The following is a 16,956-nucleotide window of genomic DNA, read 5'->3' on the forward strand; positions in this document are numbered from 1 at the left end:
GAGTGCAGGCCGACCCAGCCTCAAATTGTCACGCGACCACGCGATGCAGATCATCAGAACGACTCGCCCTCGAAAAGCCCCTGTTTGAGTTTCAGCCTCTGCAACAGGAATTCACGACAACGCTGCACCCGCCGGGTCTTGCGCAGATCCGTGTGACTCAGAACCCATACCGACCAGTCGGAACGTGGCAGGCGAATAGGCAGTTTCTTCACCTCTTCATCGCCGAGCCCGTCAGGCATGTAGCAGTGCATGCGAGCCACCCCGACGCCTGCTTTCACAGCCGCGTACATGCTCGATAGCGTATCCACCCGCATGGCGGTATAGGCGCTCGGGAAATGCGTGGTGGCCCACTCCGGCAGTGAGTCCTCGCTGCTCCACTGCACCACGGGAACAGCATCCTCGACCGGCAGGCTTCTGCTGCAGTAGATACCGTGCTGCAAACCTGCCACCTTGCGCCCGACCAGATAATCGGGCGGTGCCTGCGTCAGCCGAATGGCCAGATCGGCTTCACGGCCGGCAAGGTCTCGCAGCCCGGGGTTGACGGTCAGATTCAGTTGTATGGCAGGGCATTGCTTCTGGAAGTCTGCCAGATCCGGCGCCAGGCAATACTCGAACATGTCGTGCGTCATGGTCAGACTGATCGGTCCTTCGAGTCGGCTGTCGCGGCCATACAGGGTGCGTGAAATCTGCTGCGTCTGTTCCTCCATCTGCTGCGCCTGCTCGAGAATGGTGTAGGCAGCCTCTGCCATCTCGTAGCCGTCACGCTGGCGAATGAACAGCTCCACCCCGTGCTTCTGCTCGAAGCTCTGGATGCGCCGGGTGACCGTGGAATGATTGACGCCCAGCCGTTTCGCCGCGCCCGATGCACTACCGGAGCGCGCCACGGCCAGAAAATAGCGGATGTCATCCCAGTGATTCATGTGTGCATTTTTGCACAGATGGCATGCATTTATTGCGAATTTATCATCACCTCAGAGCTTCCTACAATCGCTGTCCGGAGCACCTGCAAACACGATCGAGAAAAAGACACCCATGACAACACTCCACACACCCCTGAACCTCGGATCGGTGGCATTGAAGAATCGCATCATCATGGCTCCGCTGACTCGCGGTCGCGCCGGCAGTGCAGGAATTCCCGGAGAGCTGATGGCGAACTACTACGCGCAACGAGCCAGCGCAGGACTGATCATTGCCGAGGCTACCGCCGTCAGTGCTGACGGTCGTGGCTGGCTGAACTCGCCCGGCCTGTACAATGATGAGCAACAGAGCGGCTGGTGGAACGTGGCCGACCGGGTTCATCAGGCCAGCGGACGCATTTTCGTACAACTCTGGCACATGGGGGCCACCGTGCATCCCGACTTTCTCGATGGACGAGAACCCGTCTCCGCGTCTGCCGTCCGTCTCGAGGGCATGCTGACCACTCCCCGTGGGCGCGATCGCCAGCTGGTGGCGGCCAGACCCCTGTCCGTGGAGGAAATCGCAGAACAGGTAGGAAATTTTGCCCGTGCGGCTCGGCGTGCCATCGATGCCGGACTCGATGGCGTCGAAATTCATGCGGCCAATGGTTTTCTGATCGATCAGTTCAACCGCGACAGCAGCAACCGGCGCAACGATGAATACGGCGGCTCGATCGACAATCGCCTGCGATTCCTGCGCGAAGTGGTCGCGGCCGTCTGCACCGAGATCGGCGCGGATAAAGTGGGCGTTCGTCTGTCACCCACCAACGCTTCCTGGGGCATCAGCGACAGCCAATACCGGGAGACCTTCACGCGGGCGTGCAGACTGCTCAATGGTCAGGGTCTGGCGTATCTGCATCTGCTGGAACATCGACCCGGTACCGACAAGGCCATGGATGCGATGGAGTTTCTGACACCGCTGTTGCGCCGCTGCTTTGACGGCCCGCTTCTGGTGAATGGAGGGTATTGCAGAGAGTCAGCTCAACAGGCACTGGATGATGGCCTGGCCAGTGGCGTCACGTTCGGCACCCCGTTCATTGCCAACCCGGACCTGGTTGCACGATTTGCCACGGACAGCGCACTGGCTACTCCCAGGCGCGAGTTCTTCTACACCCCTGGCGCGGAAGGCTACACAGACTACGCGCCGATGCCATCACGATCAATGGCGTAGATCACCGAGGTCAGTCACAAGCTGCAAGAAGTATATTGCAAGCCTGATCCTGTCGCTCGATTTTAATAACCTCTGATCAGCACTGATGGGGCGCACCACGCAAGTGCAATAACGCCAGCAGGCGCGGCTTCAGACGCCCTCAATCAGGGCAGCGCATCCAGAATCGAACATGATCGGGATGCGAACAACAGCCTTGCCCTCGACTCCCAGATCCAGACAGGCAGACTGCTAACATCGACTCGTAATTACCTGATTCAGGTAACTATTTTTCGTTGCAGCAACCGTCATGCAAGGTTGAATCGGAAAGGATCTTTCAACTGCTGGCACCACCATTCCTGTCAGAGTCATCACGTTCTCTGCAAGTCTGGCGACGGCCTGCAGTCCAGAGCAAGACGCCTTGTCAGATCCGACAATCAACACTTGCCTATCGTGCAGCAACGACCAGCGCGGGGGGAACCCCGGGTCGTCACTCAGTGGAGATTCGTCTATGTCATCTTCGGGATTCAACATCTTCTCGTTCACCGGGAAGATGAAAGTGCTGCATCTCACCTGGTTTGCGTTTTTCATCACCTTTGTCGTCTGGTTCAACCTGGCGCCACTGCTCGGTCATATCCAGGAAAGTCTCGGACTGACACGCTCGCAGATCACCACGCTGCTGATTCTGAATGTGGCTCTGACGATTCCGGCACGTATCATCATCGGCATGTTGACCGATCAGCTGGGTCCTCGTCGGGTCTACTCCGGCCTGCTCATCATCTCCTCCATTCCCTGCTTTGTCTTCGCCGTTGCCGACAGCTTCACACAGCTGGCACTGGCGCGTTTCGCACTGGGATTCATCGGGGCAGGCTTTGTCATCGGCATCCGCATGGTCTCGGAGTGGTTCCCCTCCAATGAGCTGGGTACGGCCGAAGGCATCTACGGCGGCTGGGGCAATTTCGGTTCTGCCGCTGCAGCCTTCACTCTGCCGACCATCGCGCTGTTTTTCGGTGGCGATGACGGCTGGCGCTGGACGATCGGCCTGACCGGGCTCATGGCACTGATCTACGGCTTCGTCTACTATTTCTCGGTCAGCGATGTTCCGAAAGGGTCCAAGTACTTTCGCCCCAAGAATTCCACGGCCATGGAAGTCACATCGAAGGAAGACTTCTGGTTCCTGTTGATCATGAAGGTGCCCCTGTACCTTGCGCTGGGTGCACTGGCCTGGCGTCTGAAGAACGTCGAGATCTTCTCCACCCCGATCATGTACGTCATCTTCTTCGGTCTGCTGCTGCTCTACGTCTATGACTCGATGCTGACCTTCCGTGCCAATCGCAAGGTATTCAGCGAAGAGGTCCCCGAGTTCCAGCGCTACAAGTTCAAGCAGGTGGCCATTCTGAACATTCTGTATTTCGCCACATTCGGTTCCGAGCTGGCCGTGGTCTCCATGCTGCCCCTGTTCTTTACCGAGACCTTCGGTCTGTCTGCCGTGGTCGCCGGCATGGTTGCCTCGGCCTACGCCTTCATGAACCTGATGTCGCGCCCGGGCGGTGGACTGATCTCTGATCGATACGGGCGCAAGAAAACCCTGCTCATCCTCACCGGCGGCCTGGCTGTCGGATATGCCTTGATGGGCACGGTCGATTCCACCTGGCCTGTCTGGCTGGCGGTGGTCGCGGCAATGGCCTGCTCCTTCTTCGTACAGGCCGGTGAAGGCGCTGTCTTTGCCGTGGTGCCCCTGATCAAACGCTCGCTTACCGGGCAGATTGCCGGCATGACCGGTGCCTATGGCAATGTGGGCGCCGTCATCTACCTCATCATCTTCTCTCTGGTGGATGCCTCCACCTTCTTCATGGTGATTGCCGCCACTGCAGTGCTCGGATTTGTCTCTCTGTTGTATCTCGAAGAGCCCGAGGGTGAAATCGCTGAAGTGGACGAGGATGGTTCCGTTACAATCATCAATGTCGGTCGCACAGCCTGAATGACTGCATGACCCGACATGAACCCTGCGTGGACCGCAAGCTGGCGGTCCGCGCAATGTCGTGTCCCGAGGGGTAAGGAGACCAGTAATGAGCAACGGCCACAAGCGCATCCCCGGTCAGTTCCCCGCGCGGCCGTTGCAGGTGGTCATGGGTGGCTGTTCACGCATCGGCCCCAAGGAACGCAATGACGACGCCATCGCCGGGCGCATCCCCGACAACACCTACGAGATGCACGTCAAGGGTGTGGTCGGGTGCATCGCCGATGGTATCTCCACCGGTCACAACTCCGATGTCGCGGCAAGAACATCGGTCATCCAGTTCGCTCAGGATTATTACGCCACACCGGAAAGCTGGCGGATTCAGGGGTGCGCCGCGCGTCTGCTGACGGCACTGAACTCCTGGCTCTACTCACAGAATGCCACCGGCATGCCGGAGAGCGATGGCAAGGTCACCACCTTTACCGCCCTGATTCTGAGATCGAATACGGCGCATGTGATTCACATCGGCGACACCCGCTGCATGCTGCTGCGAGATGGCGAGATCCAGACACTGACCGAGGATCACAACGCCTCCTTCATGGGCACAGGCGAGACGTTGACACGCGCACTCGGTGCCGAACCGCATGTCCGGGCAGACTACATCCAGGAACGCTTTCAGACCGGAGATGTCTTCCTGTTGACCACCGACGGTGTGCATGGTGTGCTGACGCCCGCACAGATCAAGGCCGTTCTGAACCGCCCACTCGAGACGCAAGCCCACCTGGAAGACGCTTCCAGAGCATTGTGTGATGCCGCCACCGAAGCCGGCAGCGAGGACAATCTCTCGGCACTGATATTACAAGTCGAAGACATCCCGTCGGAGACGCTGACCGAGGCCCATCAGCGACTGACCACACAGACCATCCCACCGGTGATGAAGCCCGGCAACCGGATAGACGGCTATGTGGTGCAGGAGGTGCTGCATTCCTCCACTCGCAGTCATGCCTATCGGGTCAGACGTACCACGGACGATGCCATCTGCGTGCTCAAGGCCCCATCGAAGAACTTCGAGGACAGCATCCAGTACCTCGAAGGCTTCATGCTCGAACAGTGGGTAGGACGCCGTATCGACAATCCGCAGATCATGAAGATCCACGACCACGAAGAAACCCGCTTCCTCTACTACATTGCCGAGTGGGTTCAGGGCGAGACTCTGCGCCAGTGGATGGATCGCAGCCCGAGGCCTTCCGTGGCCGATATCCTGCCCATACTGAGCTCACTGATCTCGGCAACACGCACTTTCCACCGACTGGGCATGGTGCATCGTGACCTGAAACCCGAGAACGTGATACTCGCCCCGGACGGCACCGTGAAGATCATCGATTTCGGTTCAGTACAGGTCACCGGCTTTTCCGATCTGCCAACGGCCAACGACGATGTGGTCCCCGAAGGCTCACTGAACTACATTGCCCCGGAAGTACTGACCGGCGGCGCTGCCACGAATCTGTCCGACCTGTTCAGTATTGCTGCCATGGTCTATGAGATGCTGGCCGGCCAGGTACCCTTCGCACTGGAAGAGCGGGTGGAGTTGCCCTCAGCCCCGTTCGACTGGTCGCTGAGACCCCTCAAATCCTACCGACCGGATCTGCCGGAGGCGACTGGTGCAGCCCTGGCGCGAGCCCTGTCCCACGATCCCGGCAAACGACCGGAAGTCATGACAGAGTTCCTGCGCAGTCTGCAGGATTCAATGAATCGCCGGACATCCGGCGACCAATGGACACCATTGATTCAGCGAGGCTCGATCGACTTCTGGCGAGGATGGGCCATGGTCAGCACAGCGGCGGCACTGATCATGCTGATCGCGCTACTGCTGCACTGAGCCGCCGATGCACGCCTGAATCATCTCGATCAGGCGCCAGCGCATTCCCTCAGGATACTCGCCAGTTCCGACTTGCAGGAACCGCAGTTGGTACCGGCCGAGATGCTGCCACCGATCTGATCAACGCTCTTCAAACCCTCACTGGCAATCGCCAGTTTGACGGTATTGCGGCCAATGGCATAGCAGGAACAGACCACCGGACCCGGGTCCGGTATGTCACCACGGGCCAGACCAGCCAGCGCCCAGGGGGCTTCCTGACCAGGCAAGCCTGCCAGAAAATCGCGCATCAGAGCAACCGGTTCCGGTCCGACGTAGAGAGCTGCCAGCAGGACATCACCGTCGAAGAATCCGATACGATGCCGTGACCGCCCGGGGTCTGACATATGCTGCACAGCCACATCACCCATACCGAAGAGCTCTTTCGCATAGACTTCCCAATTGGCCGGTACTGCAAGTCCGGCCATTTCACAGCGGTAGCCCGTACTGCTGCGAGCTCGAGCCCAGTAGTCACAGGAAGGGGTGAATGCTCTGCTTGCGATGGCAAAGCCATACCAGGCCGCCGTAAACCGTTCCGCCGCCACCGTGGAAGCCTTGCTTTCCGGCTGCCCCGAGATCGGGTCCACCAGCGGCGCCACCAGGGCATCGATTCGAGCCGCCGGGGCATTCATGCCTGTCCAGTGTATCGGGACAAACAGATTGCCCGGCGCGACGTCCTCTGTCTGATGCAACCGGAGAATGGCCTTGCCTTGCGGGCTGGTGAGCTGCACCAGACTGGCAGGTTCCAGACCCAGGCGTGCGGCATCCTGTGGATGCATGTCGACAAACGGTTCTGGCAGATGTGCCGACAACCGAGGTGACAAGGCCGTGCGTGTCATCGTATGCCACTGATCGCGCAATCGACCGGTATTCAGCCGAAATGGCCGCGACTCGCAAGGGGTGCTGGCAGGAGCTCGGGGTACAAGGGGCAACATTCTTGCCTTGCCATCCGAGTGGAAGAAACCACCCTCCGCAAAGAATCGACCACCCTGTCTGAGCGCAGATTGCGGCCAGCGGACCGGGTCAAGATTGTCATAGTCCTGTGCATCCAGTGCTGCAAGGGCCGAGATGTCGAAGTCCTTGCCGAACTCTGCAGCCAGGGCAGACATGGCAGCATACTCGGCAAAGATATCGGCCGGACTTTCCCACGCAAAATCCTCGCCCCAGCCCATGCGTCGCGCCACTTCCGCCAGAATCCACCAGTCCGGCTTTGCTTGTCCGGGAGCCGGCAGCACCGCGCGTTGTCGGCTGATGAGACGTTCGGAATTCGTTACCGTGCCGGACTTTTCGCCCCAGGCGGCAGCCGGCAATACGACATCGGCCAGCCGAGCCGTGTCGGTATCAGCCGTCATGTCACTGACCACCACGAACGGACAGGCCGCGATGGCGTCACGCACCCGGTCCGCATCAGGCAGGGTCACGGCCGGATTGGAATGAATCACCCACAGGGCCTTGATGCGACCATCGCCGACGGCCTTGAACATGTCGACGGCCTTCAGTCCTGCCTGACGAGGCATGGCAGGAGAATGCCAGAAATCCTGAACGGCCGAACGATGCTCGGCGTTTTCGATATCCAGATGGCAGGCCAGCATATTGGCCAGACCGCCGACTTCACGTCCGCCCATGGCATTGACCTGTCCGGTTACCGAGAACGGTCCCGAGCCGGGCTTGCCGATCCTGCCGGTGGCCAGATGACAGTTGAGAATGGCATTGACCTTGTCCGTCCCCGCAGAGGACTGGTTCACACCCTGGCTGAAGACGGTCACTACCTTGTCCGTGCCGATCCAGAGATCCAGAAACTCCTGCAAAAGAGCGGCATCCAGTCCGGTATCTGCAGGATCGGATGCCTGTGCCGCGGCAATGGCCTCGGCCGCACCCGCCACATGCGCGTCGGTGTATGTCGCATCCACGGCACCACGGCGCTCGATCTCGGCCAGCAGTGCATTGAACAGAGCCACATCGCTGCCTGCCTGCAAGGGCAGATGCAGCGCACCTTCGCAGGAGGCCGTACGGCGCGGATCGATTGTCACGATCCGGGTGCCTCGCGATTCCCGGGCGGCAACGACTCGCTGATACAGCACCGGATGACACCAGGCGAGGTTCGACCCTACGAGCACGACAAGATCCGCTTCGTCAAGATCGTCATAGATGCCCGGTACCGTGTCGGTGCCAAAGGCGCGCTTGTGCCCTGCCACAGTCGAGGACATGCAGAGGCGGGAATTCGTGTCGATATTTGCCGAGCCCATGAATCCCTTCATCAGCTTGTTGGCAACGTAGTAGTCCTCGGTCAGCAATTGACCCGCGACGTAAAAGGCCACCGCATCCGGACCATGTTCGGCAATCACCTCCTGAAAGCGTTTTGCCACACCATCCAGCGCCGTATCCCAGTCGACGTTCTCACCCGACCAGCGGGGCTCCAGCAGGCGATGCGACGTACCCACCGTTTCTGCAAGTGCGGAACCTTTCGAACAGAGTCTGCCGCGATTGGCCGGATGCTCGGGGTCGCCCCTGAGAGTGATCCCGCCCACGCCATCCGGCTTGATCAATACACCACAACCCACTCCGCAGTACGGACAGGTGGAACGTGTTTCACCGCTGACGATAGCTGCCATCAGGCGACTTTTGCCACCACCGCATCGATGTCCAGCAACAGGCGGCCGTCTTCGACCTTCACCGGATAGGTTTCGATCTGCCCTTCGTCAGCGCCCTGTGCTTCTCCGGTTTCCAGTGAAAAGACCCAGTTGTGCAGCGGGCAGGTGACCTTGCGATCGTGCACGATGCCTTCCGACAACGGCCCCTTCTTGTGAGGACAGGTATTGGAGGTGGCAAACACCTCGCTCTCTGAGGTGCGAAAGATGGCGATACACCCCGCAGGTGATTTCACGATACGCGAACCACGAAGGGGTATATCACTCAGTGTACCTATATCAATCCAGCTCACGTTACAGCCTCCTTCGTCAGATCGGCAAGATGTTGGTACTGGTCTGCCCGGTTGTCGACATGGTCAGCCCAGGGGTCTGTCTGGTAGATGCTCTGGCTGATATCGAATCGCTCGACCAGCGCCTTGCGTGTCTCGGGGTCGGAAAGTTCTTTCTTCACCCAGTCCAGCCCCACCTTGGCAACCCATTTGTAGGCCCGATCCAGATACTTGGCGTTCTCGCGATAGAGCTGCATGAAGGCGCTCACCCACTCTTCCACCTCGGCTTCGGTCGCGACATCCACCAGGCTCTCGGTCATCTTCACATCCATGCCCGCGGCACCTGCCACGCTGATCTGATAACCGGAATCGACACAGATGATGCCGATATCCTTGCAGGTGGCCTCGGCACAATTGCGCGGACAACCTGACACACCCAGCTTCACCTTGTGCGGCGTCCAGGAGCCCCACAGCTTCTTCTCCAGCTTGATACCCAGACCTGTACTGTCCTGCGTGCCGAAACGACACCAGTCCGTACCGACGCAAGTCTTCACGGTTCTCAGGCCCTTGGTATAGGCATGCCCCGAGACCATGCCGGCATCGTTGAGATCCGACCAGATCGCCGGCAGATCCTCTTTCTTGATGCCCAGCAGGTCGATACGCTGACCACCTGTGACCTTGACGGCGGCATCGAACTTCTTGGCTGCATTGGCAACGGCGATCAGCTCATCAGGTGTGGTCATGCCACCCCACATGCGAGGCATGACCGAGTAGGTGCCATCCTTCTGGATATTGGCATGATTGCGCTCGTTGACGAAACGCGATTGCAGATCGTCCTGATAATCCAGAGGCCAGTCGGCGAGCAGATAGAAATTGATGGCCGGACGGCAGACATGACAGCCATTGGGTGTCTTCCAGGCCAGCTCCTGCCAGACTGCCGGCTGAGACTTCAGCGCCTGAGCCTTGATCAGACGACGCACGTCTTCATGCGTCAGGTCGGTGCATTTACAGATCGGCTTCTCGGCCTTGATCTGGAAACCATCGCCCAGGCTGACTGCCAGTACCTGTTCCACCAGACCGGTACAGCTTCCACAGGAAGCCGAAGCCTTGGTCTTCATTCTCACATCATCGAGAGTGCTGACTCCGCCCTCGATGGCGTTGATGATGTCACCCTTGCATACGCCGTTGCAGCCGCAAATCTCCGCCTCAAGAGGCAATGCTGCAACGGCTGCCAGCGGGTCCGCAGCGGCCGCCTCCCCACCCTGAAACGACGGGCCGAATATCAGGGTTTCACGCATCTCCTCGATATTGGTGCCATCCTTGATCAGACCGAAAAACCAGTTGCTGTCCGCCGTATCGCCGTACATCACTGCGCCGATCAGTCTGTCGTTCTCCACGATGAGGCGTTTGTAGACACGCCGCTTCGGATCACGAAAGACGATATCCTCGCGACCTTCTCCTTCGGCGAAGTCACCCGCACTGAACAGATCACAGCCAGTCACTTTCAGCTTGGTGGACAGTTCACGCACCGTGAAGACATCTTCCTTGCCCAGCAGCGTATTGGCCAGCACCTTTGCCTGGTCGTACAGTGGAGCGACCAGACCAAACACATTCTCGTTGAACTCAACGCACTCGCCCACCGCGTAGATGTCGGGGTCGGACGTCTGCATCTGCGCATTGACCTTGATGGCGCGCCCCATCTCGAGACCCGCATCGTGTCCGATCTGTACCGCCGGACGAATGCCCGCCGCCATGACGACAATGTCAGCAGCCAGCTCGGTGCCGTCATCGAGCAGCACCTGTTCAACCTTGCCGTTACCGATGATCTCCTTGGTGTTCGCTTCGGTGAGTACCCTGATACCGCGCTTTTCCAGATCCAGCTTCAGCAGATAGCCGGCGGTCTCGTCCAGCTGGCGATCCATCAGATGCCCTGCAATGTGCAACACGGTGACTTCCATTCCGCGCATTCGCAGGCCGGCCGCCGCCTCGAGACCCAGCAGACCACCACCAATAACAACGGCAGACGAACCCTGATTGGCCGAGGCATCGATCATGGCATCGGTGTCTTCAAGATCACGGTAGCCAACGACGCCCGGCAGATCGTGACCGGGTACGGGAATGATGAAGGGCAGAGAACCGGTGGCAAGGATCAGGGTGTCATAGGGGACTTCGCCCTTCTCGCCGATGACCACCTTGCGTACGCGATCAACCGCCGTCACCCGCTCGCCAAAACGCGTGGTGATGTTGTTGGCAGCGTACCAGTCGTCGTCATGGGTGACGATTTCCTCGAAACTCCTGTCACCCGCCAACACCGGGGAGAGCATGATGCGGTTGTAGTTACCGCGTGGTTCGGCATTGAAGATCGTGACGTCGAACGCCGCAGGATCTGCCTCGTGGATATGCTCCAGCATACGACCCGAGGCCATTCCTGCGCCGATGATGACCATTTTCTGCATGACTTTCTCCCTCTCAGAGGTAGCAGGCGACGACATAGGCCAGGTCGGCCTCGTGGTAGATCGGCAGAGCGAACATGGAGGTGTAGCCCGCAGGCAGACCTGCGCCTTCTCTCTGCACATATGGCAGGCCTGTCCCCAGCACCTTGCCGACCGGTCCCTTCCAGGCCTGGGCCATGGGAGGGTCAACGGGTGGATTCTGCTGCGCCCAGAGAGCCCCTTCCCGCTTGCAGAGCCCATCGATCAACTGGGCCTGACGTGTTGCACCCACGCATTCCGGGCGAGCATCCCAGATCTCGAAGCGGTGGGCGATGGGTGTGTTCAATGCTGACAGCAGCGTCAGCACGACAACATTGTCACCCGGCGTCGGAATCGGCAGTCCCAGGCCCGTCTTGAGACCGATCGCGGCGGCCTGTTCACTGCGCAGAAAACTGCCCGCACGTGCAATGTCTCGTTTGAGTATCGGCGTATTGGCAGACCAGACACCACCGGGCAAGCCCTGCCCATGACTGAAGCTGATGTCCCGGCTTGCCGCTTCGAACTCCGTGGCACCGCCGTAGTAGCCGTCGGCCAGCGTCAGACGCTCGTTCAGGTATTCCCAGACCTCGATGGCTCCCATGTGATCGGCATCAGCACTGCAGAACAGGACCAGTACAGCCTTCAGCTCGTTACCGGCGAAAACCGGGATGGCAACAGCGCTGGTGAGTCCGGCTTCGGCAGCCGCTTCCGCACGCTTGAAGTACGAACCATCGAATTCTTTCAGGACTATCGGTTTGCCGCTCTCCCAGACCTTGCCGGGCAGGCCTTCTCCCCTGGCGAAGCTTTCGGCAACGGAGGCTTCGGCAAACGCCGGAGAATGCGCATAATCCCCTTCGGCGTGAACCAGCTTGTCGCCCTGCGGAATCCAGACCTCCGCCGCTCTGACAAAGGTGTCGAACACCGGGTCTGCATTAATATTCATGTAGTATTCCCTTGGCAAGCTGACGGGGGATATTGGTGGCGGTCACGCCACATCAACCGTCGCCGCTCCGGGCTGTGAATCAACAAGAAGGTCGATGGTCTTGAACGCCTCGGCTATGCTACAGACGGTCAGGGATTGCGACCGCTGTCGATTTCGCAGCGCATCGCTGCAATATTTGCAGCAGGCCAGACAGACAGAATTCGATGCTGCCGGAGCCGTCTGCCGTCGTTTCGGCGCGAGGGTTTGCCGGGCCCTGATCGGCCCTGTTCATGCGGTATGATGGCGGTAATGGATTGCCACCTGTCGGAATCTGCCGGAGTCTCTTCGAAGCAGGACTGGCATGTTCAATGCGTGTTACCTGTTACCTGATCGCTGGCTCACATACATTACAACCCACAGGTTCAAATGGTCATGAAGACACCGCAGCTCGACACATCCCTTGCATTATTGTGCGCAACTCTGGTAGCCGCAGCCTGCGGCGGTGGAAGCGACTCCCCTTCCGGCGGCAACGCCGGTCCGAGTGTGGGCGACTCGCTTACAGGCCTGCCTGCCGAACAGGCCAGTGAACTGGAAATCAGGCAGAAGGCAGCGCTCAATGCATCAACCGCTCTCGGCATCAACCTGAGCGATGCATTCAGCCTTCAGGTAGATGATACGGGCCTCGGTGACACCATTGACGACTCGGACATGGTCGATGAAGAGGTTGATGATTTCATGCAAGTCGCCCTCGGGCTCGATGGCAGCAATGCCAGCATCGAACGTGAAGGCAACCTCATCACGATTGACCTGGACGACACCGCCATCTGTAATGAAACGCTGGCCGATCGTGCCGGCTTCATGGATGACTTCGAAGAGTGTCTGCAGATTGCGCAACAATTTCTCGTGCAGGTCGATGCCGTCACCGACGACACGGGACGTATTCATTTTCTCTTTCAGGAACAGCCCGTCGTGTCCATCGGCTATGCACCGAACCTGGGAAGCTACGAACTCTCGCTGCCGGGCTTTTTCCAGATGACGACCTACATCAACGACCTGCGGGGATTCGCCGGGTCCGTACCCGAGACACTCACCGGCGCCCTGCTGGTGGAAGCCGAAGTGGAAGGCAATGGTGAAACGGTGTCAGCCGCACGTCTGTCGCTGCACATCAGCCAGGCTCTGCGCATTGCCGACAGTTCAACCAATACCGACATCTCCATTGGCCAGTCGGAAGTCGTGAGCTTCCAGGCCAATGCCGATGATTCTGTCAGCGTATCGACTGACATGGGTGCCATCAATGCCCTGTACGACATCAGCAGTGAGAGTACCTCGGTCGATGAATTCGGCAACGTTACCACGGAATCAACCGGACAGTCAACGGTTGCGCTGGCGGTCTCCGCTGTGACGGCACAGCTGGATGTCGCAGCCGATGGTCAGAGTGCCCGACTGCGCAACGCCGGAATCGGCAATGCCCCCTTGAGCCTGCAGATCGACGGCGAGCAGGCATTGTCTCTGACCCTGAACGAAGTATCGATGACCCTGTCACCCGAATCCATCGACTTCGACAGCAATCTGACCCTGGGACTCATGCTCGGTGAGGCTTTTGCCGAAAGCCTGACGGGCGACGACCCGGAAGGCAACTACACCAGTGCCGAAGCGGCAGTATCGATCCCCGCTGGCTCCAGCCTCGTCGATCAGGACAACGGATCCACGCGCGTCGACAGCGGCTCCCTGTCGCTACAGGTGTCAGCCACCGGCGCCCAGGGCAGCGTCAGCCAGTCATTCGATGCCAGCGCCGGCCAGTGTTTCGATGACGATGACTCGGATTCCGGTGAGTTGCAACTGGTGGAGTGTGACCCCCGGTAGTACAAACTTCCTGCAGGCCTCGTCCATGGCAGTTCAGGAAGACCTGTCATGGACATTCGCCGGCAACAGGATCCTCGTTCAGCCATCAAGCCTCCTTGTGCTTGTCCTGCTGATCGAAGAATGACGCTGTCTTCGGTTTCTGAGGCAGCTTCATCTCGAACTGCTTCGACCTGACCGTGTTGGTGCGTTTGCCACGTACCATCAGTCCCTCGTGTTCGGTAGGCATCGGGTTCCCCGCATACGGCACGGCATCCTCCGCCGAATACACACAGATGAACAGGTTTCTGGAGCTGGATGACAGATTCGGTGCGGAGCCGTGCAGCAGGCGGGTATGCATCAGGCAGACCGACCCCGCCGGGCCCGTACAGCGAACCGCTTTCGACTGACAATCAGCGGCCAGCTCGTTATCGATCGAACCGGTGAACACGCCGTCGTGCCACAGGTCATGAATGGGCCCTGTGTGAGAACCGGGCAGGACTTCCAGAGGACCATTTTCCTCGGTCACCTCGTCCACCATCAGCAAGGCGGTGATCAGATCGTCATTCGAGTGAGGCGTGAACGGAAAATCCTGATGCCACTTGACTGCCGTGGTGCCACCGGGCAGTTTGGCATTGATCTTCGAGTGATGAAACTTGACGTTCGGACCAATCAGGTCGGCGACCACCTCGGTCATGCCACTGTGCGCCATGGCTTCGAAATACGCCTCTGACACTTCAATGGGTGCATTCACTCGCCGCAGGCCCGGCTTTTTCGCGGTATGCGCGGGCTCGACGTCGAAGCGAGCGCGCCCGTCGATGGCCTCCCCGTAGGGCTCGGTGTGTGCCCGACTCTCCTCCACCCACGATGCAAAATCCTCTTTCATGGCCTGCAGGTTTGCCGGACTGACCACGTTTTCAACCAGCAGATATCCGTCTTTCCAGAACTGGGCCTTCTGTTGTTCGTTCAGCATGAGTCGCTCCTTGAGTGACGTTGATGCAGGGGTGCATTCGGGCTGACAGTAGCAATCGGCTAAAATAGTTTCAAATTGTTTTAATTTGACTTTTAACAAGGAAAAACATGGTCAAGCTGACCCTGAAACAGTGCGAGTACTTTGTAGCCGTGGCGCAGGAAGGCGGCATTGCCCAGGCGGCCCGGATTCTCAACATATCCCAACCCGCCGTGTCTCAAGCCATCGAGAAGCTGGAGGACATCTGCGGCTTGCAATTACTGCTGCGCCACCACGCCAGAGGGACGGAACTGACCCCACAGGGGCGCGCCTTTCTGGTCTCTGCCGGCAAACTGCTGGAAACCGCTCGTCAAACCGAACTGCATGCAGAGGCCATCGCCGCCAATCAGGCAGGTACTCTGCGGCTCGGCTGTTTTCACACGCTGGCGCCGTATCATCTGGCGGGACTGATTCGCGAACATCAACGTGAACATCCCGATATTCACATTATCCCGTCGGAGCTGCTGCAGGACGAACTCATTGCCCGGGTTCAACAGGGCGAGCTGGACCTCGCCCTCACCTATGACATGTCACTCTCGACCGAGCAGCTGCGCGTGGAACGCCTGCAGGAACTGACGCCCTTTGTGCTGCTCGGCAAGCATCACGCACTGGCAAGACGCAAGACGATCTCCTTGCGAGAGCTGTCGGAAGAACCCTATGTCATGTTCGAGGGCCCATCCAGCCGACAGTACTTCGAGAAGATTCTGCACTCGCAGGGCATCCAGCCCGACATAGCCTTCACCGGCAAATCCATGGAGTCGGTGCGCAGCGCCGTCGCCAACGGATTCGGCTTTTCCCTGGCCGTGATGGCAACGACGCACACCGAGACTCACGATGGTGGCCATGTTGTCAGCATTCCGCTGACCGACGATATCGACACCCTGTCCGTCGTGTTGATCTGCAAGGACAGCAGCAGCGAATCAGCATTGCTCGAGAACTTCATTGCATTCTGCAAGTCCCGATTGATGCGCTGAGAGCATGGCAATCATATCGAGCCAGCTGCACCCGTCATCGCAATGACCCAATGCCCGGATTCAGGCGCTGGTTCTGGCAAATTCGATGATGGCCGTACATCCGCTATTGCCGAACTCGGCAACACCGGTGGTAAAGCGTCCTTTCGCCTTTTCCAGATTACCGTAAACAATCAGCGTCTGCTTTGCCAGACTGATATTCCGCTCGGAACCCGCAGCAGCGCTGGCTTCGTTGTTCACAGGTATGTCGAACCGAAAATCTCCGGTGGAGCTGACGTACGTGGATTTCTTCGATTCCCTGAGATTGTTGCTGACAACACCGTCATTGACCCGCAGCGTGAAATTCCACGCAGAGCCATCGCAGTTGGCAATCCAGTTTCCGGGCATGGTTTGTCGTTTGGCGGACTTCTGTACCTTGGCAACCCACGTCCCGTCGAACGCTCCACTCTGGTCCTTGTTGGACTCCTTCACCTGCGATGAAACGTTCGACACGCAGGCGGTCAAGGTCAACACACACAGGCTGAGAAGCAACATCATCGGCTGCTTGCCGATTGTTTTGCGATCAGCGGTTGGACTCGGCATCATGCTCATGGTCTTTTCCCTCTCATGGGTGACGTCGTCGGTGTTGACAGACGGCTGCTGCGAATCTAACAGCTTTGCGGCCCCTTGATGGATGACCCGGCAACTTCCTGCGTCGAGATTCGACTTTCGTATTGCCTGAACCGACACAGTGGCAAGCCTGAAAATGCAGGATTGCCCAGCTCACCCTTACACCCTTACACCCTTACACCCTTACACCCTTACACCCTTACACCCTTACACCCTTACACCCTTACACCCTTACACCCT

General features: G+C 58.9%; 12 protein-coding genes. 5 read left to right on the plus strand and 7 right to left on the minus strand.

From position 1 onward, the window contains the following. Positions 1-53 precede the first annotated feature (53 nt). The gene (locus ACUNV4_RS14005) at positions 54-920 is read right to left on the minus strand and encodes a LysR family transcriptional regulator (RefSeq protein ID WP_430879189.1); all 867 of its coding nucleotides are present in this window, start codon (positions 918-920) and stop codon (positions 54-56) included. A gap of 112 nt (positions 921-1,032) precedes the next feature. Between ACUNV4_RS14005 and ACUNV4_RS14010 the strand changes: the two genes are divergently transcribed. The 3 genes from ACUNV4_RS14010 to ACUNV4_RS14020 all read left to right on the plus strand — a co-directional run bounded on the left by ACUNV4_RS14010 (position 1,033) and on the right by ACUNV4_RS14020 (position 5,942). Beyond that, the gene (locus ACUNV4_RS14010) at positions 1,033-2,127 is read left to right on the plus strand and encodes an alkene reductase (RefSeq protein ID WP_430879190.1); all 1,095 of its coding nucleotides are present in this window, start codon (positions 1,033-1,035) and stop codon (positions 2,125-2,127) included. 487 nt (positions 2,128-2,614) lie between these two features. Then, positions 2,615-4,084, plus strand: a complete 1,470-nt coding sequence (locus ACUNV4_RS14015; protein ID WP_430879192.1) for a NarK family nitrate/nitrite MFS transporter — start codon at positions 2,615-2,617, stop codon at positions 4,082-4,084. Between the two features lie 88 nt (positions 4,085-4,172). Then, positions 4,173-5,942: a protein kinase domain-containing protein gene (locus tag ACUNV4_RS14020; RefSeq protein ID WP_430879193.1), complete on the plus strand. Its 1,770-nt coding sequence runs from the start codon at positions 4,173-4,175 to the stop codon at positions 5,940-5,942. A gap of 29 nt (positions 5,943-5,971) precedes the next feature. Here the strand turns inward: ACUNV4_RS14020 and ACUNV4_RS14025 are convergent, their stop codons facing one another. The 4 genes from ACUNV4_RS14025 to ACUNV4_RS14040 are packed head-to-tail and all read right to left on the minus strand — an operon-like array spanning position 5,972 to position 12,309. Then, positions 5,972-8,590 (minus strand): molybdopterin-dependent oxidoreductase, encoded by a 2,619-nt coding sequence (locus ACUNV4_RS14025; RefSeq protein ID WP_430879194.1) that lies wholly within the window; start codon positions 8,588-8,590, stop codon positions 5,972-5,974. Further along, a complete protein-coding gene (gene nirD, locus ACUNV4_RS14030) occupies positions 8,590-8,919 on the minus strand; it encodes a nitrite reductase small subunit NirD (protein ID WP_430879195.1) in 330 nt (109 codons plus the stop codon). Before nirD ends, ACUNV4_RS14025 begins: the two co-directional genes overlap by 1 nt. Then, the gene (nirB, locus tag ACUNV4_RS14035; RefSeq protein ID WP_430879196.1) at positions 8,916-11,351 is read right to left on the minus strand and encodes a nitrite reductase large subunit NirB; all 2,436 of its coding nucleotides are present in this window, start codon (positions 11,349-11,351) and stop codon (positions 8,916-8,918) included. Before nirB ends, nirD begins: the two co-directional genes overlap by 4 nt. 13 nt (positions 11,352-11,364) lie before the next feature. Next, on the minus strand, positions 11,365-12,309 hold the full coding sequence (locus ACUNV4_RS14040) for a GAF domain-containing protein (RefSeq protein ID WP_430879197.1): 945 nt from the start codon (positions 12,307-12,309) through the stop codon (positions 11,365-11,367). A gap of 411 nt (positions 12,310-12,720) precedes the next feature. Here ACUNV4_RS14040 and ACUNV4_RS14045 point away from each other — a divergent pair, with 411 nt between their 5' ends. Beyond that, positions 12,721-14,151, plus strand: a complete 1,431-nt coding sequence (locus ACUNV4_RS14045; RefSeq protein ID WP_430879198.1) for a hypothetical protein — start codon at positions 12,721-12,723, stop codon at positions 14,149-14,151. A gap of 85 nt (positions 14,152-14,236) precedes the next feature. On the opposite strand, the gene ACUNV4_RS14050 is transcribed toward ACUNV4_RS14045, so the two are convergent. Continuing rightward, on the minus strand, positions 14,237-15,100 hold the full coding sequence (locus ACUNV4_RS14050; RefSeq protein WP_430879199.1) for a phytanoyl-CoA dioxygenase family protein: 864 nt from the start codon (positions 15,098-15,100) through the stop codon (positions 14,237-14,239). A 107-nt stretch (positions 15,101-15,207) separates the two neighbouring features. Between ACUNV4_RS14050 and ACUNV4_RS14055 the strand changes: the two genes are divergently transcribed. Continuing rightward, on the plus strand, positions 15,208-16,110 hold the full coding sequence (locus tag ACUNV4_RS14055) for a LysR family transcriptional regulator (RefSeq protein WP_430879200.1): 903 nt from the start codon (positions 15,208-15,210) through the stop codon (positions 16,108-16,110). Between the two features lie 60 nt (positions 16,111-16,170). Here the strand turns inward: ACUNV4_RS14055 and ACUNV4_RS14060 are convergent, their stop codons facing one another. Then, positions 16,171-16,698 (minus strand): hypothetical protein, encoded by a 528-nt coding sequence (locus ACUNV4_RS14060; RefSeq protein WP_430879201.1) that lies wholly within the window; start codon positions 16,696-16,698, stop codon positions 16,171-16,173. Positions 16,699-16,956 lie beyond the last annotated feature (258 nt).

Source organism: Granulosicoccus sp. 3-233 (genome assembly GCF_052681095.1).

Excerpts from the sequence above, each read along its gene's own strand:
- ACUNV4_RS14005 (WP_430879189.1), bottom strand. The coding sequence starts at position 920 with ATGAATCACTGGGATGACATCCGCTATTTTCTGGCCGTGGCGCGCTCC.
- ACUNV4_RS14010 (WP_430879190.1), top strand. The coding sequence starts at position 1,033 with ATGACAACACTCCACACACCCCTGAACCTCGGATCGGTGGCATTGAAG.
- ACUNV4_RS14015 (WP_430879192.1), top strand. The coding sequence starts at position 2,615 with ATGTCATCTTCGGGATTCAACATCTTCTCGTTCACCGGGAAGATGAAA.
- ACUNV4_RS14020 (WP_430879193.1), top strand. The coding sequence starts at position 4,173 with ATGAGCAACGGCCACAAGCGCATCCCCGGTCAGTTCCCCGCGCGGCCG.
- ACUNV4_RS14025 (WP_430879194.1), bottom strand. The coding sequence starts at position 8,590 with ATGGCAGCTATCGTCAGCGGTGAAACACGTTCCACCTGTCCGTACTGC.
- nirB (WP_430879196.1), bottom strand. The coding sequence starts at position 11,351 with ATGCAGAAAATGGTCATCATCGGCGCAGGAATGGCCTCGGGTCGTATG.
- ACUNV4_RS14040 (WP_430879197.1), bottom strand. The coding sequence starts at position 12,309 with ATGAATATTAATGCAGACCCGGTGTTCGACACCTTTGTCAGAGCGGCG.
- ACUNV4_RS14045 (WP_430879198.1), top strand. The coding sequence starts at position 12,721 with ATGAAGACACCGCAGCTCGACACATCCCTTGCATTATTGTGCGCAACT.
- ACUNV4_RS14050 (WP_430879199.1), bottom strand. The coding sequence starts at position 15,100 with ATGCTGAACGAACAACAGAAGGCCCAGTTCTGGAAAGACGGATATCTG.
- ACUNV4_RS14055 (WP_430879200.1), top strand. The coding sequence starts at position 15,208 with ATGGTCAAGCTGACCCTGAAACAGTGCGAGTACTTTGTAGCCGTGGCG.
- ACUNV4_RS14060 (WP_430879201.1), bottom strand. The coding sequence starts at position 16,698 with ATGAGCATGATGCCGAGTCCAACCGCTGATCGCAAAACAATCGGCAAG.